Consider the following 24,321-nt stretch of genomic DNA (forward strand, 5'->3'; position numbering starts at 1 on the left):
TAATCCTCCATTACTATGACAGTTCTTTTTTTTGCGCATAAAACTTTCCATCAGATGATAGAAAAGCAAAAAAAGCTTTTTTTACATCCTGGATACTTTGTTTTTTAAGCTCCCTTTCTAGCCACTGCGTGTCTCTCCCACTTTTTTCGAGATTTGAATAAAGTACATTCCCGTCAACAATTAAAGTAATTGGCAGTTCTTCGTCTTTTACTTTTATATTCATATCCTCTACGATAATATTCCGTTTATTTACTTTTGGAATAATACTAATTTCTCCATTCGTTTCTAGGATTGCATAATCAACATCACTTAAATTGGGATAATCTTTTCCACGTAACTGTTCTAATAAATCATTCATATTAATTCTTAACCTTCTTAACTCTGACTGAACCAGTTGTCCTTTGTTAATTAATATACTTGGTTTACCGCAAATTACTTCTCTTACGGCTTCACTTTTTATTGAAATAAAAGAAACAATAACTTGTACTGATAGTAACGTTAGTATTGGTATAACACCATTAATTAGTGGTACGCCTGTATTTTCCATGGGAGTTGCAGCTAGATCTGCAATCATAATAGCAATTACTAACTCAAAGGGTTGCATTTGTGCAATCTGTCTTTTTCCCATCATTCTCATAACAACAACTACTAAACCATATAAAATTAATGATCTTATAAAAACAGTCATCATTTTAAAAATCCCACCTATTTATTGTTAAATTTCCATGACTTTCAATTCTAGTATGTATTATGGCATTTATCTATAAGTATCATGCAATAAAAAAAGACTTGTCATTTAATACAAGTCTTTTTTGTTAAGGAACTGCAAATACATTCCACTTTTATTTTTATATAAATTCTAAATCCTCTGCAACTTCTTTAATATCTCTATAATTTATGTCTGTTGAATAAACTTTCGCTAATTGACTTTTTGCTCTTTTTTTGTCACCTAATTTATAATAGGTCATTCCTAGCCAATATTTAGCCTCCAGTACTTCATCAGTTATGGTTCTTTTGTTCACTGGGCCTAGTTTGAATTGTTCTACTGCAAGTTCATATATCTCTTTCTTAAAAAAACATCTACCTAGTAAAAGTGTCTTTTCTTTTTCATACAAAAACCCTTCTTTCGGCATATTCTGTAATGATTCAATTGACAAGTCGTACTCTTTTAATTCAAAATAACATTTTCCTACCAAAAATAACATCTCTATATTGTAAGGCTTTATTAATAACATTTTTTTAGCATGAAAAAGCGCTTTTTTGTAATTAGCTGTTTTATCAAAGTATAATTTAGCCAGTAGATCATGTGCTTCATAATTGTTTTCATTATAATTAACAGCCTGTTCAAGAAATTGAATTGCATCTGCGTAATTCCCATTGTTAAGAGACTTTACTCCTTTATTAAAAGCTAACGCTGACTTCGCTTCTGGCTTTTTACTTGTTTTTAGAAACATGAAGGCACTTGCCAATACTAAGGGTAGACCTGCTGGAGGATTAGCAAGAGATATAATACCTCCTAGTATCATTCCCCAGAACCATCCGTACCCTTTTATATCTTGATTTTTATAATATGTTCTTTTGTTTTGTACATTTGATTTAGCTGAAGAGGTGGGTGATTTGGTGCTTAGCTTATGTTCCGTAACGTGGGAAATTCCAGTGCCTGGTATTGAAGTTGTCTTTCTGATCCCTCTAGGTCCAACACCAACTCTAAATCCTTTTACACCTGCACTAACACCAACACCTCGTTTGCTTAAATTTAATCGCATTCCCTTTCCCATGTTTATACTCTTTCTTAATCTTAGTCCCACTTTTAGCCCTCCCGATATTATGTTGGAACCATTATAACATAAATAAGCTGTCGTAAATTGATATTGTTTGTCATGAGATGATTTAATGCTTTATGATGCTCTCTTTTTAAAATCTAATCTGTACTTAAACATTTTTCCGGGCTTAACATAACTTGTATCCACTTATCTTCATTATTTCTTTTGTATTGAGCAATTTCTATATCCGTACCATTTGTCAGTTCAAAAAACATAATCATATAGTCATTGCCATCTACCCCTTTAAAAGGAACCTTTTTAACAAAGTCATCTTCAATTGTTGCATATCTTTTTTCAATTAAATTACACCATCCACCATACTTTATATCAACATAGGCTTCAGCATGATGCTCCCAACCATGATATGCAGCACATAAGAAGTCTTGACTATACAATTCTTTTTCACTTATTTTATATGTTTTTCCTTGGTTATCTAAATATACAAACCCAAAGTAATAACCAAAGTAAGTTCCTCCCTTTGATGAACCCTCTATGGTTTCAAACTCAATAAAATACTTATTTTGTTTCTTCGACGGCACTTCTTTTACTTTTAATAAATTAATATGTCCTATACCCTTAAATGACCCTAAGTATGTTTCATAACTCACTTCTTTTTGATAACCATTGGTAAAGAAATTATAAGCAACTGGATAAGGAATTTTTGACTGCCCTACAGTACCACAACCACCGCTCTGTTCTGTTGTTAAATTTTCTCCCTCTCTTAATACACTGAAATAATTTACAATAGTCTCCTCTGGTGTTTTAAGTAATTCTGTTGGGATTTCAAAATCAGAAGGCTTTTTTTCAGCGTAAGTGTCAAAAAAATGACTATTAAAGTTCTGATTTATACTAGGCCGTTTAGATGGTCTGAAATATTGCTCATCACTTTTAACGCTTCTTCTATTTTTATTTTTGTTATTAGTTTGATTAACAGTTGTATCTTGGTCAAAAATACTTAAATCTTGTTCTAAGATATGAGTCCCCATCATTATAGTTTCTTGCCCGTTTCCTCTATTCGTCAAAAATATTAACCCTATAAACCCTAAGCATATTAATAATACAATCACAATCACCACTAATTTTCTCTTGCCAAGCAATACGATCACGTTTTTCCCCCTTTTTTATAATAACTCCATATAGTAAATTATATGAAAAAAGTAAGGATCTATACTTTACGTATAAATCCTCTAATTGACAAAGTATTCAGTTGATAATAAATCTTATTTAAAACTCAAATTGAATTGCATCATAATTCGTTACGCTTTTTTCATTTCTATGACAATGAAATGACTTAATTCTTTAGGTATAATATTAAGATTTTCTTCTATTGCCTGTAAAGCATCTCTTTGGTTAATATCTAAGCTATTGATTTTTGAAGTCCCCTCTATTTGAACTAAATAGAGCTGTCTTCCCTTTTCTATGGAAAAGTTTATTGCCTCGCCCTTCTCAATCTCTAGTACATATATATTAACATCTTGATTAACTTTTATTGGCGCGTTCCCATCTTTTGCTGATACTATATGAAGCCATTTGTTTTTTCTTTCATCCCATTTAAACATATAGTCTCCATAGGTAGGCTTTAAATTCTGTTGATCTGGATATATCCACATTTGTAAAATTCTCAGGGTATCTTTACCTAGATTATGCTCACTATGATATACCCCGGAACCTGCGCTCATGTATTGTACATGACCCCTAGATAGTTTTCTTTTATTTCCCATATTATCACCATGGGTAAGTTCTCCATCGATTACATATGAGATAATCTCCATATCTTTATGAGGATGTGTGTCAAAGCCTGTTCCTGGCTTAATTAAGTCGTCATTTAATACCCTTAAAACACCAAAGTTTATATTTTCAGGATTTTTATATTCAGCAAAAGAAAAGTGAAAAATACTTTCTAGCCACTGTAAATTGCTTTTTCCCATATTGTCATGATCTATTCGCTTTATCATTTATTTTCCCTCCAGTATATTTGTATATCAATATAGTTACCCTTTTAGGGTCATGATAAACGATCTGTCCTTTTCTTAACGTATAAAAAAAGGCATGGGCAAATCTATATTTGCCCATACCTTCCTTGATATATATGTGTCCACTTATCATTTATATTAATAATTGTGTATTCATCTACAAAGTTTTCTTCTTGCTCTACTTTAACCTTATTGATAAGTTCCTCTAAGTCCACTTTAACGTACCCTTTTTCACTCATCATAAAAATTTGAGTATCTTGATCAATGGAAATTGTCATATCCTCTCTATCATTGGACTCAAATTCAACAATAACTTCTTCTCCTTCTTCTTTTAACCCTACTATTGAACCATAATTAAAATCAATGCCAGGTATCCTAATTATTAAATCTTCTATCCGTTTAACTTCTTGTTCTAGAAAATACATTTGTCCTTCTAACCATTCTAACTCTTTCTTCAAAGAATCTTCTGTGGTTTCTTCAGTTGCATCTACTACTTGATTTTCTCTAGAGCTTTCTACGGCTTCAAGCTTTACATTTGTATTAATTATTAAAACAAGAAAAATAATATTTATTGTTATTAATGCAAAAATTATTGTCTTATGCTTATTCATACATTCACCCCTTGTCACTAGATGGGCAAAATTATATCATACACAAAACCAATTGTAAATAATTACTATTTTCTCTAAACCTAATTATTGAGTAACGAGATTACATTAGCTATTTGCATGGCAACTCCAGTAGCTAAACAGTCTTCGTCTATATCAAACAAATCATTATGCAAATCATGTATGATTCCTTTCTTTTCATTTCTACAACCAAGTTGAAAAAAGGCACCGGGTGTGTTTTCTATAAAGTACCCAAAGTCCTCTACACCATAGCTAGGTAATTCATTTACTCTAACTTTATTCTCCCCTAATAGATTTCTACCATTGTTCTCAATTAATTTTACAATATTATTGTGATTTACTAATGGTGCATATCCTTCTTCTCTTATTAGTTCTCCTTTTCCACCCATGGCTTTAGGGACACTTTCAACAATCTCCTTTACTTGTTTTACTAACCTTTCACGAGTCTTTTGATCTAGTGTTCGCATTGTCCCTATCATTTCTACTTTATTTGCTATTATGTTGTTTTGGTCACCACCTAGAATTTTTCCAATTGTTATCACAGCGGAACGTCTTGGGTCCGCCCCTCTGCTAACTACAGTTTGTAAGGTAGATAACACTTGGCCTGCAATAACTATTGCATCTGCCCCTAAGTCTGGATGTGCTCCGTGGGCACTTTTTCCATAAATAGTTATGGTTAAAGTGTCTGATGCGGCATTCATTTGTCCGTATTTTACAGCTATGCACCCTGTATTTATCTCCGGTGACACATGTAAACCCAAAACAACGTCAACCTGGGGATCTACCAAAGCCCCTTCTTCTATCATGGGTTTTGCTCCTCCCACTGTTTCTTCTGCTGGTTGGAACAATAGCTTTATATCACCCTTTAGGTACATATCTTTACTCTTAAGTATTTTAGCAGCACCTAAAAGTATTGCCAAGTGGGCGTCATGTCCACAGGCATGCATTTTTCCCTTTAATCGTGACTGATAACTAACGTTTTTTTTATCCTCTATAGGAAGTGCATCCATATCTGCTCTTAATGCAACGGTCCTCCCTGCTCCATGTCCTTTTATAATACCCATTAAACCTGTATTTGCAATTGTTCTATATGGAATTTGCATTTCTTCTAAATAGGATATAATTTTTTCTTGCGTTCTAAACTCTTCTAACCCTAATTCTGGGTTTTTATGAAAATCCCGTCTTACTTCTTTTACCCAATTACTTATTTTTTTTGCTTCCCACAAAATTTCTACATCAACCATTTTTCGTCGCTCCTTCTTCTAATACTAATTTAGTTTGATGAGCAACAAGACGTGCTTTAACCCCAAAGGGAATCGTGACCTTCTGTGGACAATGTCCAGCCTTTAAGTTAAATATTGTTGGCTTGTTATAGGGGACAACAACATCTTTAAACACATCCATGAGTGATAAGCTTGATTCATACTCTTTTGGTATACAATCTTTGAAATCTGCAAGTATAATGCCGGTTGCATCTTCAAATTTACCTGCAAGGGCTAGTTGTGTAAGTAGACGATCTACACGATAAGGCTCTTCTTCAACTTCTTCTAGAAGTAATAGCTTTCCTTTAGTATCTATTTCATAAGGTGTCCCAATAGTCCCTGCAACTAAGGCTAGATTTCCACCTACAATTTCTCCTGTGGCTTCCCCCTTAACTAAGCAGCTTATCTTCTCTCCTTTTGGATTATGAATTTCTCCTAAAGGCTTTGTCATTGTAACTGCCTTAACTAAAGATTTAATTGTAAAATAATCAATGTTATCACTCATATTTGAGGCTGCCATGGGACCATGAAAAGTAACCAAATTACAAATTTGATTAAATGCCGTATGTAGTACGGTAATGTCACTGTACCCTACAAAGACTTTTGGATTCTTTTTGATAACCTCATAGTCGATTTTATTTAATATTCTAGATGCGCCATAACCACCTCTTAAACAAATAATTCCTTTAACCTCTTGGTCTGCAAACATATTGATTAGATCCTGTGCACGAAGTTCATCTTTTCCTGCAAGATAACCGTAAGTCCCCCAACAACTTTCACCAAGTCTAACTTTATAACCCATTCTTTCAATATTTTTTTTCGCCATGTATGCTTTCTCTATTGGAACAGGACTTGATGGTGCAACAATACCGATTATATCCCCCTTCTTTAATACATCTGGTTTAATCATTACCCTTCCCCCTTACCTAGGATTTTGACTATAGCAGTCATTATTTTAAAAACCTATAATACTTATAAATATGAGGGAAATAGTAAAATAATTAAGAAGATACGAAGTTTATTTAAATATGTTATAGCGCTTGGGCAATAATTAATATTATGGAGGTGTTTACTTGAATATTTTTAAAGCTATTATATTGGGAATTGTACAAGGTTTAACAGAGTTTCTTCCTGTTAGTAGTTCTGGTCATTTAGCAGTAACCCAGCATCTGCTTAATGTCCCTGAAGATCGTATATTATTTTTAACCGTTATTTTACATATTGGAACCCTAGTTTCCGTATTTTTTGTATACAGTAAAGATCTATTTTTAATTTGCAGAGAATTTGTTATTCTTATTTTTGAGTTTATTACTGGCAAAGGCATTAATTTTAACAACGAACATCGTAAGCTTGGTCTTTTCATCATTATAGCGACCATTCCTACAGGTTTAATGGGACTTTTATTTAAAGATACCTTTGCAAGCTTTTATACATCACAGATAATTATAGGATTTTCTTTAATTATAACAGGATCATTACTTTGGTTTGCTGAAAAAGTTCATGTAAATAGAAAAGTAAAAAAAGACATAAAAAAAATGCGTTGGTATGACGCAATATTTGTTGGCATATTTCAAGGTTTTGCTATTACCCCAGGTATATCAAGATCAGGATCCACTATTGTAGGTTCTTTATTAAGGGGCTTTAATAAGGAGATGGCCACTAAATTTTCTTTTTTAATTTCTGTTCCTGCTATCTTGGGCGCTACGGTTTTAGAAACAAAAGACGCTTTAACCGTTGGATTAGGTAATTTAACCTTCGGTGTTTTATTTGCTGGAATCATTGCTTCATTTTTAGCTGGTGTTTTTGCTATTAGAACATTAATTAATTTCATTAAAAAAGAGAAGTTATATTATTTTTCTTTTTATACATGGACCATTGGTATAATCATCGTTGTTATAAATATTGTTTCATAAGGCAATTTTCTTCCATAAATATAAAAACTTTGTTGGCTGTAATATACAGTTCCCCTGTTAACCTTTTAAAATATAGGCTCACTTGTATTACAGCATTTCTGCTGTAATACAACACCCTCTATTCTTTTCGAGTCCAGCGATCATGGTCCCGCTCATTAAATTTATCCATCATTTTCAAAAAGGCTTCCTCTAAATCTATGTCTAAGGCATTGGCAAAACATAATATAATAAATAGACAGTCAGAAAGTTCCATATCTACGGTGTTTTTTTCTTCGTCTTTTCTTTTAGGTTTTTCTCCATAGTAATGATTCACTTCCTTTGCAAGCTCCCCAACTTCCTCAGACAAAGAAGCTAAAAGCGCTAATGGGCTAAAATACCCTTCTTCAAACTGTCCAATATAATCATCCACCATTTTCGCCATATCTTTTAACCTTAAGTCTTTTTTATCCATAAACCAAACCTCCAAAACTTTTCTTTCACTCAAGAAATTTTTCCGCTGTTGCTTGTATTCCAATTGCTCCTAATGGTGCAGTAATTACAATAGATAAAACAGCCAATGCTAAAATTAGTTCTCCAGCCGGTACCCCTGCTGCTAAGGGTACTGCGCCAATAGCTGCCTGGACTGTGGCCTTTGGTACGAAGGATATCATGCAAAATACCTTTTCCTTAATGTTTAAGTCTGTTCCTATTAAGGATATATATACCCCTAAACTCCTAGCAGATAATCCTATTATTATAATTATTAACCCTACAAAACCAGCATCTGTAGCAACATAAATATTTACTTTTGCACCCACTAGAACAAATAAGAGGATTTCTGCAAATACCCAAATTTTATTAAACTTGTTAGATAGTTTTTCAGACATATCCGGCGCCTTTTCTAATATAATAAATCCAATGGTCATCACACCGAGCAAGCTAGCTATAGGAATAATGTTTCCTACTGCATCTTCTAAAGAAGTTAATAAAATGGCGGCACCCAATACAACCAATGTTTTTTTAGTTGCTCGCATTTCAACCCGTTTGAATATAAATAGCATAACTAAAGCAAGAACAATACCCAATAGGATCCCTAATACAATAGATATTGGAATGCTTATAAACTGCGTCAATATATTAATCTGTTCTGCGCCATATAACCCTAAAAATGCTGTGAAAATTGTTATTGCAACAACATCATCAATAGATGCTCCTGCCAATATAATTGTAGGTATGCCTTTTGCTTCCCCTTTTTTTCGTTCAATTAAGTTTAACATTTGAGGAACAATCACCGCAGGTGAAACGGCGGCTATAATAAAGCCTAGTATGCCTGCCTCTATAAAAGATATATCTAAAATATATCTACTAAGAAACAAAATTGCGAAGCCCTCTAATACCACAGGAATTAAACTAATTTTAAAGGCAGTTGGCCCAACCTTGTTTAATGTTTCTCGTTTTATGCCAAACCCTGCCCTTAATAAAATGATTATTAATGCAATTTTTCTTAAATCCCCGGAAATATTTAATAAATCTTCACTTAGGATATTAATCCCATAGGGCCCTAAAATAACCCCTAATACCAGCATCCCTAGTAATCCAGGAAGTTTCATCTTAATGAATAGTTTATTAAAGATCAGTCCTAAAATAATAACCACCGCTAAGCTCAATGCCATATTCATCACTCCTAGTATAATAATGTCATAGTCATTACCAACTATGTAGTTGATACATTTCTATAAAAATATTCTATTATTACTTCTAAATTTAATAAGTGAGGAAATTATTCAGTAAAATTTAGCTTCTGATAATATATAATCCTCCGGCCAAGCATAAAAGATGTATCCATTCTTGTATTCATTTTATATAACTATATTTTTCGTTAATTCAGCGTAAATATGAATCAAAAATTTAAAAAAACTCCCACAAGTCCTAAGGTCTTGTAGGAGTCATTAACTAATCCTAGGATTAGTGGTTAAAGGCGGTACTCCATCGCCTACTTTTTATTTATATTTGTTAATTAATTATACTATAATTAATTAGTAATTTCAACCATTTCTATTGCAAACAGCCACCATTAAATAGTATTTCCTATTCATCTAATAAAAATTGTTGCTAAGCACTATTAAAACAATTTTACACATAGGAAAATACTATATCTCTTACACTAATTTTACATTATAGATTTTCATCCAATGATTCATTTGTATCAAGTAGGCTATTAATTGGGGCCCAGCCATCAGTTGACCATACCAAGGTTTTGAAAAGGATTTACCTCCACTTTCAACAATTTCATTAACTGCCTTTAAATCTAGTACTTGTAAAATTGGTGCATTTTTATCGGCTAAAATTGCCCTCATCTTTTTTTGAACTAATTCTGTATATAGAGGATTGTATGTTTTCGGATATGGGCTCTTTTTTCTTTTTATAACTTCTTTTGGTAAAATATCTTCTAAGGCTTTTCTTAAAACTCCTTTTTCTTGGCCATTGAAGTTTTTCATTTCCCACGGTATATTCCATACATACTCTACAATACGATGATCCGCAAAAGGTACTCTTACTTCAAGTCCACTTGCCATACTCATTCTATCTTTTCTATTTAACAGTCCCATCATAAACCACTTTAAATTTAGATAAAACATTTCTCTCATTCTATGTTGTTGAAAGTCTTCACCATCAAGTTTCGGCACCTCTTTTATTGTCTCTTCGTATTTAGTTAAAACATAGTCTTCAATTGGCAGATAATTATACGCTTTAGACAAAATACTTCTTCGTTCTTTAGAAGCCTGAGACCAAGGAAAACTATAACTCATTAACATCTCGGGATTTCTAAACCATACGTATCCACCAAAAATTTCGTCTGCACACTCTCCTGATAAAGCAACGGTTGCATGCTTTTTTACTTCTCTGCAAAATAAATACAAAGACGAATCTATATCTGCCATACCAGGCAAGTCTCTAGCTTCTACTGCATAATCCAGAGTATCTAGCAACTCATCAATTTGTAAGACGATGTTTCTATGATTAAAACCCTTTTCCTTCGTCACTAGCTCTATATATTTTTTGTCTTCATCAGGCTGAAACTTACTTGATTTAAAATATTTTTGATTATCTACATAATCAACGGAAAAAGTGTTCAGCTGCCCTTTTCCATCTTCCTTAAGTTTATTTGCTACTATCGCTGATATTGCACTTGAATCTAACCCTCCAGAAAGAAATGTACCTACTGGAACGTCTGAAACTAGCTGTTGTTCAACAGCATCTACCAATAATTCTTTTAATTTTTCTGTTGTTTCTTGAAAGTTTTCATTATGTTCCTTACTTTCAAGCTGCCAATATCGCTGAATCTTCAATCCAGTTTTTGAGTATACTAACCAATATCCTGGCTCAATCTCCCGTATGTTCTTGAAAACCCCACTTCCCGGTGACCTGCCAGGACCTAAAGCAAAAATCTCTATTAATCCTTGTTCTGTTAAATGAGGTTCAATATTGGGGTGCTCTAGTAATGCTTTAATTTCAGAACCAAAAATAAAGTTTTGACCTTTGATTGTATAGAAAAGAGGTTTGACACCTAGACGGTCCCTTGTTAAAAACAATTGTTGCTTCATTTCATCCCATATAGCAAAGGTAAATATACCATTTAGATGTTGTACGCAATCAATACCCCATGCTATGTAAGCAACTAAAATCACCTCTGTATCAGAGTAAGACTTAAATGAAAATCCTTCCTGCACTAACCTTTTTCTTATATCCTCTGTATTATATAGTTCTCCATTGTAAACAATGGTATATTGTCTATCTCCTTGCTTCCTTGTCATCGGTTGTATTCCACCTTCTGGGTCTACAACAATTAAACGTCTATGTCCTAATAAAATATGCTTTTCTGAAAAGATACCCTCACTATCTGGTCCTCTGTTTATTAACTTATTAGACATATTCTGAATGATTTCTTTTTTACCCTCTAAAGATTCATTAAAATTAACCCATCCAACTATACCACTCATGATAATCATCTCCCTCTTTATAGTTACTGCTATATATCAAACTATGAGGAATTTTTTAAAAAAATGTTTGTACCATCTATAAAAAAGGGAACAAAAAAGCCTGTTATTGTATTAAGACAAATAACAGGCCCAAATAATAGTTATTATTTTTATCTAATCATTCGTTTCGATTCATAAGGTAATCTAAACTATCTTCTATGGTAATAATATTCTTTAATTGTTTTTACGTCTAAGTATTGATCTTAGTGTACTATAGTAAAATAATGAATACCAGAAACGATACCATCCTCTATTTTAAATCTTACTACATCATAACCATGTTCTTCAACATAGATTAGTTCCTCTACTTTGTTATTGTTATCTAAATATAAGTTTCCCATTTTAGCATTCCCTGTTTCTCTACCCCAACTGATAACGTGATCCCCATAATAATTACTAAAGCTTGCCATAGGAAATTTATCAATTACACTATATAATGAATCTCCAAGCATAACTTCCCTAGGTCCTTTTAATTTAGAGTCTAGAATATTTACGGAGCTAAGTTGCTGTGTGGCATTCATATTTACATCATAGAACGTATGAATATGTAAAGTTGCAAAATCATAATCGAAAATCTTTGCATCCTCCTCATCAAGAGATTCTATACTATTCGGGTCACCATATAAATCCAATATCTCTTGAGGCGTCATTCTTAAATCTATGCTTGTATTGTGCATTAAGTCATCGTACTTAATGACATCTCTATCCCGATAAGGATTTCTATATAAAGCAGCCTCCAGCCGTTCTTCAGAATAATATGGCATTGTATTTAGTGTATTTAATAAATCCTTTGCTTTGTTATTATTTACGTCAATATGTAAAACAATATCAAGGATATGTAATGCAGGTATATACTGGTTAGCGTCAATGTATTCTTGAACTAAATCTAAAAATTGATTAATATAGCCATCTTGTATGATATTCTTTAAATGCTCATCTACGGGATGGTTGTTAACTATAAACTCAATTTCCTCCTTTAGTAAATAGGGCTTATTATAATTTCCTAACTGAATATGCGTAAGTTCATATTCAAAGGTATTCTCTATAAGCTGTAAGGTTTGTAAGGACTGTTTTTTATTTTCAACCGTCTCATCATAGGCCTTTTCTAATGCTTCTTCATATTTTACTAGGGCTTCAGCGTATTTTCCTTCTTCTACTCGTTGATCCCCTAATCGTACTAAACTATTTATTTCTGCCTCTTTAAGTTTGTCTGAAACACTTTCATCAGATCTGTCCTGTAGATATGTTTTATATATGTCTATTGCCTCTTCATACTGTGCTTTAGTCATAAAAGCATTTGCCTCTTCTAGTAGTCCCGCGTAATACTTCTCATTTTGATAATAACGAATTGAGAAGAACATTATTATAACGAGTATCACTGCAGTTATACCTGTTACAATTGCAACTTTTTTCTTATTATTTGTTTTTAATACTTTAGTTTCCTTAACCACTTTATTTTTAATATCCTCATTGTTTTTTATGTTTTCTTTTTTATTATCTTCTCTATCTGTTTCTTCAATGTTATTAAATTCTGATTTAACTTTTGTGCCACACTTTTTACAAAACTTATCATCCTCTTTTAGCACCTGATTACACTGTCTACATTTCATTGACTATGCTCACTCCTCTATATTTAAGAGTTAAGACTTAGATTATAACTTCCTAATTGTTATCATCTAAGTCTTAATTTTATCTATTTAGCTTATTTGTCTCTTGTATTCTACCACCAAAAGTTGTCTAAGTCCGGTATCCATTTGCCATCTACTTTCCTTAGATAAATATAATCTGAATTTGTGTCACCATCTGGGGATTTCATTGTAACTTCAACGGTAGCTCTATCCTCGGTTTCACTAACGGTTTCTATTTTAATATTCTTTGACCAACCTCTTCCAAATGCATGTTCCATCTCATCTGATAGGTACTCAAGTTGATTAGATAATAAATTCTCAAACTCTTTTCTAGATCCAAACCATTCTAGCGTCTGTTCTAATTCAGCTGGTGCCATCAGATTCATTACTTGATTGGCGCTGCCTCTTTCAATTGCTGTAAAAAGATCTTTTACGGTACTTTCAGGGGTATTCCTATTCCCGGATACAACTACCAATACAAGAGATAATAGTACCGCCGCTACAATTCCCATGACCACTTTTTTATTTAAATTAATCTTACCTATACTCGTTTTAGTAGTTTCCTTCGCTTTTATTTGTTTTCCACACTTTGTACAAAAACTTGCACTAGGTTTTAATTGGTTTCCACATTGTGAACAAAACATTGCATTAGCTCCTTTGTTTTATATTTTAACAACCTTTGTTCCACAGCTTGAGCAGAACTCACTATCTTCTTCTACCTCTGCGCCACATTCGCTACATCTATTTTCGACTTGTTCCTGTGACTCCTCTTGAGCTACTGCTTCTTCAGATGCTGATGCATTTAATTTCTCTCCACAATTCATACAAAATTGATCATCTTCTGCATTCATGGTTTGACATTTGTTACACTTTAAGCCTTTTGCCTCTGATATATTATTATCTTGATTTGTTTTAGTCTGAATAGTTGAAGGTATATTTACTGATTTAAACACAAGCAATAGCTGATCAAACTCGTTATACACTCTAAAAAGAATTGTACCTATAATCCATAGGAATAAAGCTAAGAATCCATAGGAGTAAATCCATTCTACATCGGCTTTTGCTAAGTATACAGGTAGAATATCTTCAAAGGCATAGTATAGAATAAACGCTGATACAAACATGCTAATGCCTTTTATTAATTTTCCATGGATATTAATATTACTTAAAGCGACTTTATCAGAAACATTTTTGCCTAAGTTGTAAATGATAATTGCACTCATCACTAATATTACAGCTGTTATAATATCTACAATTTCAACTGATAGAGGACTAGTAATATTTTGGATCATTGGCAAACTTTCAATAATTATCTTTGCTAAAAAAAGTAATATAATACCAATGCCTGTTTTTATAAACTCCTCTTTTGATTGAATAAACATTTCTTTTACTGGATTTTGTTGCACAACTTATCCTCTCCTTATTGTTTTTTATTAATAAAAATATAGTTCTTATACTACATTCTACATAGTTCGTCATTTTCCTCTTATTTAAATTATACAACTATATCTTATTTGTTAATGTTTATACATTATTAACCAAAACTATGCAGCTGCTTTATATATTAGAATTCACACCTCTTATCTAGACATAAAAAATACTTCCAAATATAAAATCTAATTTTCATTCATTAGACTATATACTTTGGAAGTATCAGATCATAAAGGTATTTATCATACCATTGTCCTTAGTTGTCTATTACCTTCTTATGTCTTAAACTTTAACTGTGTAAATCATTGGTTTCGATCCATGAAATAATCTAAAATATCTTCTATGGTAACGATCCCTTTTACTTGGTTCTGATCACCTATAATCGGAATGGCAATTATATCGTTTTCTCTCAACCGCTTTCCTACTTCTGAAATATTTTCACTTTCTTTTGCTGTAACAACTTCCTTTGTCATAACCCACTCCACTGGACAGCTATCATAATGTCCTGGATCAATTAAAAATCTATAAATATCTGCTTTAACAATCATTCCCTGTAATACATTGTTTTCATCAACAACCGGTGTGCCATTTACCCCTTTTTTCATCATTACTTCTAAGGCTCTTGCAATGGTGTCATTTGGTTTAACCGTAATCGTTTGTTTTACCATTATTTTATCTAATGCCATACCCAGTCCCCCTTATCCATATAATATAAACTTTTATTATATATACCCAGTTAATTATTCTTAAATAAATAATTATTTTTAATCCATAATTATAACCCCGAGGGCTTGATAGGTCTGCCAATCAATACGTGGATTTTGGGGAATTTCATTGTCACTTTGAAACTTATATAAAGCCTGCTCCATATGAGGACCATATTTACCATCTAAATGATCAAGTTCGTAGTAACCCCAGGCTTTTAATCTTCTTTGAATCTCCATTACATCCGCACCAATATCCCCTGGTTTTATTTCTCTTAAACCATAACCAAAGGGTCCTTGAAAACCATGAATAATTGCTACAGGTGTACCGTGTTTAACGTATTTATACAAGTCTTCAACATCATTATTATTCATACGTATGCACCCAGCAGAAGCGTTTTGACCAATTGAGGTTGGTCTATTTGTACCATGTATACCAAATTTGCCCCAGGGTACATTTAAACCCATCCACCGTGTACCAAAACCCCCACCCCATTTTGATTTGCTCACTATCTTCCAGGAGCCTATTGGTGATGGGGTCTTCAGTTTTCCCGACGCTACTGGATAAGATTTAAGAAGTTCATTACCATTTAATAAATATAACTTGTTTACAGCTATATCTACAATTATTTTTACATCTTCATATTCAGGATTTTCAGTAATCATCTGATTTTCCCATTCTTTGTATTCGTAGTAATACTCTCCGAACCGATTGCTTTCAAAGTTAAAATGTCTGCTTAGGGTGAGCTGAGTGGTTTTTTGTAATACTAAAAAAGTACATATAAATACTATACACATTACCAAGATAACTTTAGTTTTTGCCCCTACAATCATACATAAAACCCCCAGGAATAAGGTTTTTCACTTATCTCTATCATATTAAGTGTATGTAGAAAGCGGGTTGATTAGAATTTATAATTTAATGTTCAACATCTTCCTCTACCACTTCCTCTTGGTATTCTAATAAGTCTCCTAGCATATTTTTAATTTTTTTAAAAAAGCAGCGCCTAACTAAGGTTAGAAGCTGCTTTTTAGTTCTTTATAGAGTTGTATACGCTAATAGCTTATAAGCGTTCTCACCATTAAAGTAATGTCTAGTTACTACAGCTTTTTTAGCGTCACCCATCCAAATTCGTTCAGGATTTTGTTCTAAAGCTTTTTCTAAGTCTGCTGGTGTCACTCTATAATCCAACAAATCGTGTGAAAAAACTTCATTAAAATAAACTGTATATGTATTATCGCCATTGTCATACATTTCTTGAACAACAGCCATCGGAAGTGGTTCTCCATTTGCAAATAATACTTTATAATATGTACCATCAAAATCATACTGATCAGTTCTTTGATGGGAAACATTTAAACCAAAAAATCTATCTACACTCCATGCCACTCGATCTTTATGTAAACTACCATCGCTTTCACTACTAGATTTTATAGCATTTGAATTGTTAATATGCTGATGTCTTACTGCAAAATTAATTAAGTTCTCTGTTAAAGGTGTCTCAATATAATCGGGAAAGAATACTTCTGTAAAATTACTAAGAAAAATATTAATTTCACGCTGAGCTTCTTGATCTAATGACATTTGCTCACCTAATTCTAATGACATAAGGTCAAGTTCACTAATTAAATCGACTGCTCTACTTTCATAAGGGTCTACAGTTAGTATAACTTCAAGAACATTTAGCACACCACTATAATCCTCTACCTCTAAATAATTGTCTACTAACTCTAAAGATTGATTAATAAAATTCTCATCTAAAACATTTTTAAAGTTATTACTTATATCATTACCTTTAGTGATCGTTACAATTTGATTAATTAATGAAATTGCTTCCTCAAAATTTCCCTTTTGCATATACCTTATAATTATATTATACGTTTCACTTATTTCCTGTAACATTTGTGCTTCTATTATTTTGTTATTGATGCTATCATCGTATTTATAATCAAGTGCTTGTTCATATAACCTAATCGCATCTATGTATTGTCCGCTCTCCACTAGCTGGTTTGCCTCAGTTATATTAAAAGTATATTGCTCTGATGCTACACGCTCAGCTTCTAGCTCTTTCGCTTGACTTAACTTTTCTACTACCTCTGGATCTTCTTTATAGTCTAAGTAATTTTTATATAAATCTATTGCCTCTTGATACTGAGCATTAGTCATAAACGTACTTGCTTCTTCTATTAACCCAGCATAGTATTTATCATTTCTATAATACCGAATCGAGAAAAACATTGCTGTAACAATTACAACTGCCGTAATACTTGAGATAATTGCTACTTTTTTCTTGTTATTTGTCTTAAATATTTTAGTGTTGTTATCATCACGATTTACACTAGCTTTTGTAATATTATTTTCTCCGATTGCATTTTCATTGTTATCAACTTCTCTAGTAACTTTTGTTCCACACTTTTTACAAAACTTATCATCCTCTTTTAGTAACTGGTTACACTGCTTACATGTCATTAGCTATTCTCACTCCTAAGAAATTTAAGAAATTAAGACCTAGACCACTTGTTATAGTCTAAGTCTTAATATATCTCTTTATCTTATCTGCATTATATTTACCATCCGAATCCCCAAAATATACTTTCTAGGTCAGCGATCCATTTCCCATCCACTTTTCTTACATGAAACTGATTTGATCCTGTATGCCCATCACGATTTGTAAATGTTAATTCAACGGTTGCCCTTTCTTCACTCTCGCTAATGGTTTCTATTTCTATATTACTTGACCAACCTCTGCCAAGTTCTTCTTCCAATTCTTCTGAGAGATAACCCAGTTCTTCAGAGAGCATATTTTCAAACTCTTTCCTTGATCCAAACCATTCTAGTCTTGCTTCTAGTTCAGATGGTGCCATCAGGTTCATAACCTGGCTTGCATTACCTCTTTCAATTGCTCTAAAAAGGTTGTTTACTGCACTTTCAGGGGTGTTTCTGTTTCCCGATACAACGATCAGTACAAGAGACAGTATTAGGGCAGCCACAATTCCCATAACCACTTTTTTATTTAAATTAATATTGCCTATACTCGTTTTAGTGGTTTTCTTTGCTTTTATTTGATTTCCACACTTTGTACAAAAACTTGCACTTGGTTTTAATTGGTTTCCGCATTGTGAACAAAACATTGCATTAGCTCCTTTGTTTTATATTTTAACAACCTTTGTTCCACAGCTTGAGCAGAACTCACTATCTTCTTCTACCTCTGTGCCACATTTACTACATTTATTTTCTACTTGTTCTGTGGCTGTTCTTGATCTGCTACTTCTTCAGATGCTGATGTATTTAACTTCTCTCCACAATTTATACAAAATTGATCATCTTCTGCATTCATGGTTTGACACTTGTTGCACTTTATACCTTTTTCTTCTGACAAATCATTATCTTTATTTTTTTTAGTCTGATTAGTTGATGGTATATTTACTGTTTTAAACACAAGTAACAGCTGATCAAATTCGTTATATACTCTAAAAAGAATTGTACCTATAATCCATAGGAATAAAGCTAAAAATCCATATGAATAAATCCATTCTATATTCGCTTTTGCCAAATATACAGGTAGAATATCTTCAAACGCATAATATAAAATTAACGCTGATATAAACATGCTAATCCCTTTAATTAATTTTCCGTGAATATTAATGTTACTTAAACCAACTTTATCAGAAATATTTTTACCTAAGTTATAAATGATAATTGCAGTCATTACTAGTATTACAGCTGTTATTATATCTGCTATTTCAACTGATAAAGGGCTAGTAATATTCTGAATCATTGGCAAGCTTTCAATAATTATCTTTGCCAAAAATAGTAATATAACACCAACACCGGTTTTTATAAACTCCTCTTTTGATTGATTAAACATTTCTTTCAATGGATTTTGTTGCACACTTATCCTCTCCTTATCGTTTTTTGTAATAGAAATATAGTTCTTTTACTATATTCTACATAATATTCTACATAATTCGCCAATTACCTTTTAAATTTTCACTATATTTTAATTGCAAACTTTCATAAGTCCTCAACCTAAACTATGTAAGTGATTCTTTTATTAGAATTGATATCTCTTAAGTATAAACATAAAAAATAATCCCTGTTTAAATTCAAGGATTATTTTTTATATTTTTATTGTGTTTTAAACTGTGCAACTAACCCAGTTAGTCCCTTGCCTACAGCAGATAATTCTTGGATTAAACTTCTCATTTCCTTAAATCCACTCCTCTGCTGTTCTGTACTACTTGCTACTTCTTCAGTAACCGCTGCTGATTCTTCGACAACAGCAGAAATTTGCTGTATGTTAGCACTTATTTCTTGACTGATACTAGATAACTCACTTGATAAATGATTAAGCTCTTTTACCTGAACATTACTTTGTTCATTTCCTTTAATAATATTAGAAAAAGCATCTTTCGTTCTATAAGACATACTTATTCCCTTTTCTACCTGCTTGTCCGCTTCATTCATAAACATAACTGCTTTTTTCATATTTACATTGGTATTATCTATTAATTCTGTAATATCTTTAGTTGCCTCTTGAGAATTTTCAGCCAATTTTCGTATTTCTTGTGCAACTACAGCAAACCCTTTTCCAGCTTCTCCTGCTCGAGCTGACTCAATAGCAGCATTAAGTGCTAATAAATTCGTTTGCTCTGCAATGCTATTAATCAACTCAAGTATCTGAGTTATTTTGTGAGAATCTGATTGTAGTGTTTGTATATTATTATTTAAATCTCGAGTATAATCCGCAATTTCTTTCATGGTAGTGATATTTTCATTTACTGCTGAATTACCTAATTCAGCTTTTTCCATAACAACATCTGTTGATTTATCTAATAATTTTAATTTTTCATCAATAACTTGAATGCTTTCAACTAAATCTTCAATAGCGCGCCCTATATCTGCGACCCCTTGGCTTTGTTCATTAGCTCCATTTGCAAGCTCCTGAGTGTTTTTTGATATCGCTTCGCTCGAAAGATCTAATTCTGTAGAGTTCTCGACAATCTGTTGTGAAGTAGAAGTAATAGTTTGAGTAGCATCTTGGATTTGTCCAATTAAAATTCTTAAATTATCAACTGTATGATTAAAAATATCTGATAGTTGACCAAATTCGTCTTTTCTTTTATTTTGTATTTTTTCAGTTAAATTATTATTTCCTATCTTCTGTCCTAATTCTGTTAAATCATTTAGGGGTTTTTTGATAAATATTTTTATCATGATGTAAGCAACACATCCAGCCAAGAGAATAGAAATAATTGTTGAGAATATGTTTACAAGTACTGGGTTATCCATGAATTGTCCAGCGTAATGAAGAATAGTCGCATTGCCCGTATTGATAGCTGCAAATGCAATAATAATAAAGACTGTTAACTTAAATTGAATTCCCAATCCAATCTTTCTTAAACTTTTAATCCTTTTGACACTTCTGCTTTTCATTTTAAATCGCCCCTTAATAAATAGATTAATTTAACTTTCTTCTTATCTATGAAATATCTATTCAAACCATCTAGTACTTGTAAATTTTATGTAACATAGTTTTTTGTTAATTTATAAATGAATTTAAGTATAACTTGGTCCCAATAATAACAGGCACACTTCTTACTTTAACATCTATAATATTGTTTGAGGCTAATTTATGCTAAATTCAAAATAACTTCTCTTCTATATTTGGCATTATTTACTTCTGTAAATACTTGTTCTTTTGGTAGTGTATTAATATCAATTATTCTCATATTCTTAAACTGCTTCAAAGAGTATTTATAAAAATGAATTGTAGAATCATTTGCATTTATTCTTTCAGAAGTGTCAGGATCAATTAATAACATCTAATATGCATTTTATTAAAAAAATACCAATAAGCTTTTCTTTTTCTTGTATAATCTCCTGTAAATGTTCAAATAAGAACTTTAGCATATTATCATGCTCAACAGCCTTAAATACTTCTAACAAAGCTGTATTTTGTAGTAGGTAATGTTTTATGTAAGGTGGCGATTATTAACTTTTAAAAATATCTCCACCTCTTCTATTCCTAGTAATTTTGCTAGCTTTTGTAATACTTCGTTACTAGGAATTTCTATGTCCTTCTCTATGTTACTTATATAAGGATACTCACCCCGATTTTATGTGCTAGTTCTCTTTGCGTCAAGTTCCTTTTCTTGTCATTTTTATATACTTTCCTAATGTCATTTATAATTTCTTCCGACATAAATAATGCTTTAATAAAAGTTGTGTTTTAATGCAACTTTTACTTAATCACATTATACATGATTTAATTAAATTAATCCTCTCATTTGTAGAATTAGATATTTAATTGTATTGCTTTGTAATTTTTTGTATTAATCTATTGTTTTTTGTAAACGTTCCTTCTTATAATTTTACGGACCCTTCATTTTTTAATTTACCACAAACTAAATAAAATCAGCCAATTATTAATATATATCCTAAAAAAAATAACCCCGAAAGGTTATTTCTTTACGCATTCTCTTTATTTGTCTATCAACATACTCAAGTCTAAAGCTTTAACACTGTGTGTTAACTCGCCTACTGATATAATATCTACCCCTGTACTTGCTACTTCTCTAACATTATTTAAGCTGATATTTCCTGAAGCCTCCAAAATAGCTCTACCTTTGTTTATCTTTACAGCTTGTTTCATCATATCTACGGACATATTATCCAGCATAATAATATCTACCTTAGCCTCTATTGCTTCCTCAAATTGCTGTAGATTCTGTACTTCAACTTCTATTTTTACGGTATGAGATAATGCCTTTCTACTACGATGAATCGCTTCTTTTATAGAACCAACCGCTGCAATATGATTGTCTTTTATTAAAACTCCGTCGGACAGGTTAAATCTATGATTGAAACATCCACCTACCTTAACTGCATATTTATCAAAAACTCTTAAAGTGGGCGCTGTTTTTCTTGTATCTACAATTTTGACCGGTAAATCTTTAACTAAGACTGCATACTCTCCAGATTTGGTTGCTATACCAGACATACGTTGCATAAAGTTCAGTGCTGTACGTTCACCTTTTAATATGTTTTTAGTGCATCCTTTTATCGTTGCTACCTTGTCTCCTTTATCAATTCGTTCTCCATCATTTTTATGAATTTCAACTTCTATACTATTATCTATTATTGAATATACTTGTTCTAATATGAAACCACCTGCAAAAACCCCTACCTCTTTAGCAATGATTTTTGCACATGATTGGTCTTTTGGATCAATTAATGTATCTGTTGTTATATCTTGAAAATTAATATCTTCTTTTAAAGTAAGTTTGATAATATCTTCTGTTACTAAAGGATTATACATAGCCTTGCCCCTTTTCTATTTTTAAATTGAATTGCACTGCTATGCCGAAGCTGTTGAATTATTTAAATGAGATGCTATTCTATAGTGGGCTCCTAAACTCTCTTTCCTTTTGATAGCGCCAATTATAATTGTTTCAGCAACAGTCAACATGTTTAATGTTTCCACATATTCTTTTATCGTGTCTAGATTTAAGGGTATCACTTCTTTTTTTAGTTCAACAATTTCAGTCAAAGCTTTTGCTAATGCTTTTTCTGTTCTGATAACTGATAAGTTTTGATTCATTATAGATTTCATTCTTTTTTGAATTAAAAAGTAGTTTGTTTTTATTGCCGTAGTTGTTGTATTTTCTATATTTGAGTGCATTGAAATATGCTCGGGAATATACTCATTCTGAGGACTTATTTGAGCATTTTTATTAACTGACTGGGCAACTCTTTTGCCAAATACAATGCCTTCTAAAAGAGAATTACTAGCTAATCTATTGGCACCATGAACTCCGGTACAAGCACATTCGCCACAAGCATATAATCTTTTAATGGTTGTCTCCCCGTTAATATTTGTCCTTATACCTCCCATAATATAGTGTTCCGCTGGTGCAACTGGCATCATTTCTTTCGTTATATCTAAACCTATTTTCATACAGGTTTCAAAAATCATAGGAAATCTACTTTTTATATAATCTGAATCCTTGTGGGTTATATCTAAATATACATATGGACAATTTGTCTCTGTCATTTCATTATATATACTTCTTGCAACAACATCTCTAGGGGCTAACTCTAACATTGGACTGTACTTCTTCATAAAGGGGACACCATGAATATTTTTTAAAATAGCACCTTCTCCTCTTAAAGCTTCCGAAATTAGAAATTTTTGATGCCGGTCTTTGCTGTATAGCGCAGTGGGATGAAACTGAATAAATTCCATATCCTTTAACTTGGCTCCAGCTCTGTGTGCCATAGCTATACCATCAGCCTTTGATCCGTCACAATTTGTTGTGTTACCAAAAATATGACCTATACCCCCAGTAGCCATGACAAGCGCATTGCAGTAATATATTTTAAACTGATCCTCTCTATCAATAGCTAATACACCTTTTAGTTCTTTGTTATCTACTAGTAATTCTAAAGCAAAAACTTCTTCTTGCACCTCTATATTTTGTCTTTTAGTAGTTACTTCTAAAAGGGTTTGTAAAATCGCCTTTCCCGTTGTATCTTTAACATGAAGAACCGACCTATGTGTATGGCCACCTTCTCTTGTTAGTTTTAAATCACCTATTTCATCACGGTCGAAGGGTACACCAAACTCCATTAAACTTTGGATATTTTCTAATGACGCTTCTACTAGCACCTTTAAGGCTGACTTATTATTATATTTTGATCCAGCCATCAAAGTATCACTGAAATGTATTTTGGGGTTAAAGGAACCAGCTATCCCTCCTTGAGCTAAATAAGTGTTATTTTCTTCTTTTCTTGATTTAGTTAACACTTTAACCTTTTTATCACCCCCAATATTAAGAGCAGTGTATATTCCGGCTATCCCTGACCCTAAAATAACTACATCACAAAATATCTTTTCTATTGTATTAAAGTTTATTTTATTTAAGATTTTATCCAT

Annotated in this window: 24 protein-coding genes, 1 pseudogene and 1 riboswitch; of the genes and pseudogenes, 1 reads left to right on the forward strand and 24 read right to left on the reverse strand. The window is 32.2% G+C overall.

The genetic code is table 11. The features are described 5' to 3' along the window. Positions 1-13: 13 nt before the first annotated feature. The 7 genes from RH915_RS08225 to RH915_RS08255 form a co-directional block, all read right to left on the reverse strand. Positions 14-691, reverse strand: a complete 678-nt coding sequence (locus tag RH915_RS08225) for a DUF421 domain-containing protein (RefSeq protein ID WP_310479234.1) — start codon at positions 689-691, stop codon at positions 14-16. 157 nt (positions 692-848) lie between these two features. Continuing rightward, positions 849-1,808: a DUF4236 domain-containing protein gene (locus RH915_RS08230; protein WP_310479235.1), complete on the reverse strand. Its 960-nt coding sequence runs from the start codon at positions 1,806-1,808 to the stop codon at positions 849-851. A 113-nt stretch (positions 1,809-1,921) separates the two neighbouring features. Then, positions 1,922-2,929, reverse strand: coding sequence for a hypothetical protein (locus RH915_RS08235; protein ID WP_310479236.1), 1,008 nt, complete (start codon positions 2,927-2,929; stop codon positions 1,922-1,924). Between the two features lie 150 nt (positions 2,930-3,079). Next, on the reverse strand, positions 3,080-3,778 hold the full coding sequence (locus RH915_RS08240) for a pirin family protein (RefSeq protein WP_310479237.1): 699 nt from the start codon (positions 3,776-3,778) through the stop codon (positions 3,080-3,082). A gap of 104 nt (positions 3,779-3,882) precedes the next feature. After that, positions 3,883-4,407 carry a hypothetical protein gene (locus RH915_RS08245; protein WP_310479238.1) on the reverse strand — a complete coding sequence of 175 codons (525 nt, stop codon included), beginning with the start codon at positions 4,405-4,407 and terminating at the stop codon, positions 3,883-3,885. A gap of 80 nt (positions 4,408-4,487) precedes the next feature. After that, positions 4,488-5,669 (reverse strand): M20 metallopeptidase family protein, encoded by a 1,182-nt coding sequence (locus RH915_RS08250; RefSeq protein WP_310479240.1) that lies wholly within the window; start codon positions 5,667-5,669, stop codon positions 4,488-4,490. Next, complete coding sequence (locus tag RH915_RS08255; RefSeq protein ID WP_310479242.1) at positions 5,662-6,597, reverse strand: S66 peptidase family protein; 936 nt, start codon at positions 6,595-6,597, stop codon at positions 5,662-5,664. Before RH915_RS08255 ends, RH915_RS08250 begins: the two co-directional genes overlap by 8 nt. Positions 6,598-6,760: 163 nt before the next feature. On the opposite strand from RH915_RS08255, the gene uppP reads away from it, so the two are divergent. Continuing rightward, positions 6,761-7,600, forward strand: coding sequence for an undecaprenyl-diphosphatase UppP (gene uppP / locus RH915_RS08260; RefSeq protein ID WP_310479244.1), 840 nt, complete (start codon positions 6,761-6,763; stop codon positions 7,598-7,600). A 118-nt stretch (positions 7,601-7,718) separates the two neighbouring features. Here uppP and RH915_RS08265 read toward each other — a convergent pair whose 3' ends face one another. The 17 genes and pseudogenes from RH915_RS08265 to nadB form a co-directional block, all read right to left on the reverse strand. Next, positions 7,719-8,051: a nucleotide pyrophosphohydrolase gene (locus tag RH915_RS08265; protein ID WP_310479246.1), complete on the reverse strand. Its 333-nt coding sequence runs from the start codon at positions 8,049-8,051 to the stop codon at positions 7,719-7,721. 25 nt (positions 8,052-8,076) lie between these two features. Beyond that, a complete protein-coding gene (locus tag RH915_RS08270; RefSeq protein ID WP_310479248.1) occupies positions 8,077-9,252 on the reverse strand; it encodes a cation:proton antiporter in 1,176 nt (391 codons plus the stop codon). Positions 9,253-9,512: 260 nt separating this feature from the next. Beyond that, positions 9,513-9,582: riboswitch (Fluoride riboswitch) on the reverse strand. Between the two features lie 156 nt (positions 9,583-9,738). Next, the gene (asnB, locus tag RH915_RS08275; protein WP_310479250.1) at positions 9,739-11,580 is read right to left on the reverse strand and encodes an asparagine synthase (glutamine-hydrolyzing); all 1,842 of its coding nucleotides are present in this window, start codon (positions 11,578-11,580) and stop codon (positions 9,739-9,741) included. Positions 11,581-11,822: 242 nt separating this feature from the next. Continuing rightward, a complete protein-coding gene (locus RH915_RS08280) occupies positions 11,823-13,229 on the reverse strand; it encodes a tetratricopeptide repeat protein (protein ID WP_310479251.1) in 1,407 nt (468 codons plus the stop codon). A gap of 110 nt (positions 13,230-13,339) precedes the next feature. Further along, positions 13,340-13,891: a zinc ribbon domain-containing protein gene (locus RH915_RS08285; protein ID WP_310479252.1), complete on the reverse strand. Its 552-nt coding sequence runs from the start codon at positions 13,889-13,891 to the stop codon at positions 13,340-13,342. Between the two features lie 18 nt (positions 13,892-13,909). Further along, positions 13,910-14,653: a zinc ribbon domain-containing protein gene (locus tag RH915_RS08290; RefSeq protein ID WP_310479253.1), complete on the reverse strand. Its 744-nt coding sequence runs from the start codon at positions 14,651-14,653 to the stop codon at positions 13,910-13,912. A gap of 327 nt (positions 14,654-14,980) precedes the next feature. Continuing rightward, positions 14,981-15,364 (reverse strand): CBS domain-containing protein, encoded by a 384-nt coding sequence (locus RH915_RS08295; RefSeq protein WP_310479255.1) that lies wholly within the window; start codon positions 15,362-15,364, stop codon positions 14,981-14,983. Between the two features lie 78 nt (positions 15,365-15,442). Beyond that, on the reverse strand, positions 15,443-16,216 hold the full coding sequence (locus RH915_RS08300; RefSeq protein ID WP_310479256.1) for a L,D-transpeptidase family protein: 774 nt from the start codon (positions 16,214-16,216) through the stop codon (positions 15,443-15,445). A gap of 205 nt (positions 16,217-16,421) precedes the next feature. Beyond that, positions 16,422-17,852: a tetratricopeptide repeat protein gene (locus tag RH915_RS08305; RefSeq protein WP_310479257.1), complete on the reverse strand. Its 1,431-nt coding sequence runs from the start codon at positions 17,850-17,852 to the stop codon at positions 16,422-16,424. A 98-nt stretch (positions 17,853-17,950) separates the two neighbouring features. Next, on the reverse strand, positions 17,951-18,514 hold the full coding sequence (locus RH915_RS08310) for a DUF4878 domain-containing protein (protein WP_310479258.1): 564 nt from the start codon (positions 18,512-18,514) through the stop codon (positions 17,951-17,953). An 18-nt stretch (positions 18,515-18,532) separates the two neighbouring features. Further along, a pseudogene (locus RH915_RS11520) lies at positions 18,533-18,610 on the reverse strand (zinc-ribbon domain-containing protein); the annotation flags it as partial. Positions 18,611-18,618: 8 nt separating this feature from the next. Beyond that, positions 18,619-19,275 carry a zinc ribbon domain-containing protein gene (locus tag RH915_RS08315; protein WP_310479260.1) on the reverse strand — a complete coding sequence of 219 codons (657 nt, stop codon included), beginning with the start codon at positions 19,273-19,275 and terminating at the stop codon, positions 18,619-18,621. 236 nt (positions 19,276-19,511) lie between these two features. Beyond that, entirely contained in the window at positions 19,512-20,819 is a 1,308-nt protein-coding gene (locus RH915_RS08320; protein WP_310479261.1) for a methyl-accepting chemotaxis protein, read from the reverse strand. Positions 20,820-21,016: 197 nt separating this feature from the next. Continuing rightward, a complete protein-coding gene (locus RH915_RS08325) occupies positions 21,017-21,208 on the reverse strand; it encodes a hypothetical protein (RefSeq protein ID WP_310479263.1) in 192 nt (63 codons plus the stop codon). A gap of 150 nt (positions 21,209-21,358) precedes the next feature. Continuing rightward, a complete protein-coding gene (locus RH915_RS11525; protein WP_442985503.1) occupies positions 21,359-21,481 on the reverse strand; it encodes a helix-turn-helix domain-containing protein in 123 nt (40 codons plus the stop codon). 386 nt (positions 21,482-21,867) lie between these two features. Then, a complete protein-coding gene (nadC, locus tag RH915_RS08330; protein WP_310479265.1) occupies positions 21,868-22,704 on the reverse strand; it encodes a carboxylating nicotinate-nucleotide diphosphorylase in 837 nt (278 codons plus the stop codon). A gap of 39 nt (positions 22,705-22,743) precedes the next feature. After that, complete coding sequence (gene nadB / locus RH915_RS08335; protein ID WP_310479266.1) at positions 22,744-24,321, reverse strand: L-aspartate oxidase; 1,578 nt, start codon at positions 24,319-24,321, stop codon at positions 22,744-22,746.

Origin of the sequence: Serpentinicella sp. ANB-PHB4, assembly GCF_031432315.1 — a bacterium.
Taxonomy (GTDB): domain Bacteria; phylum Bacillota; class Clostridia; order Peptostreptococcales; family Natronincolaceae; genus Serpentinicella.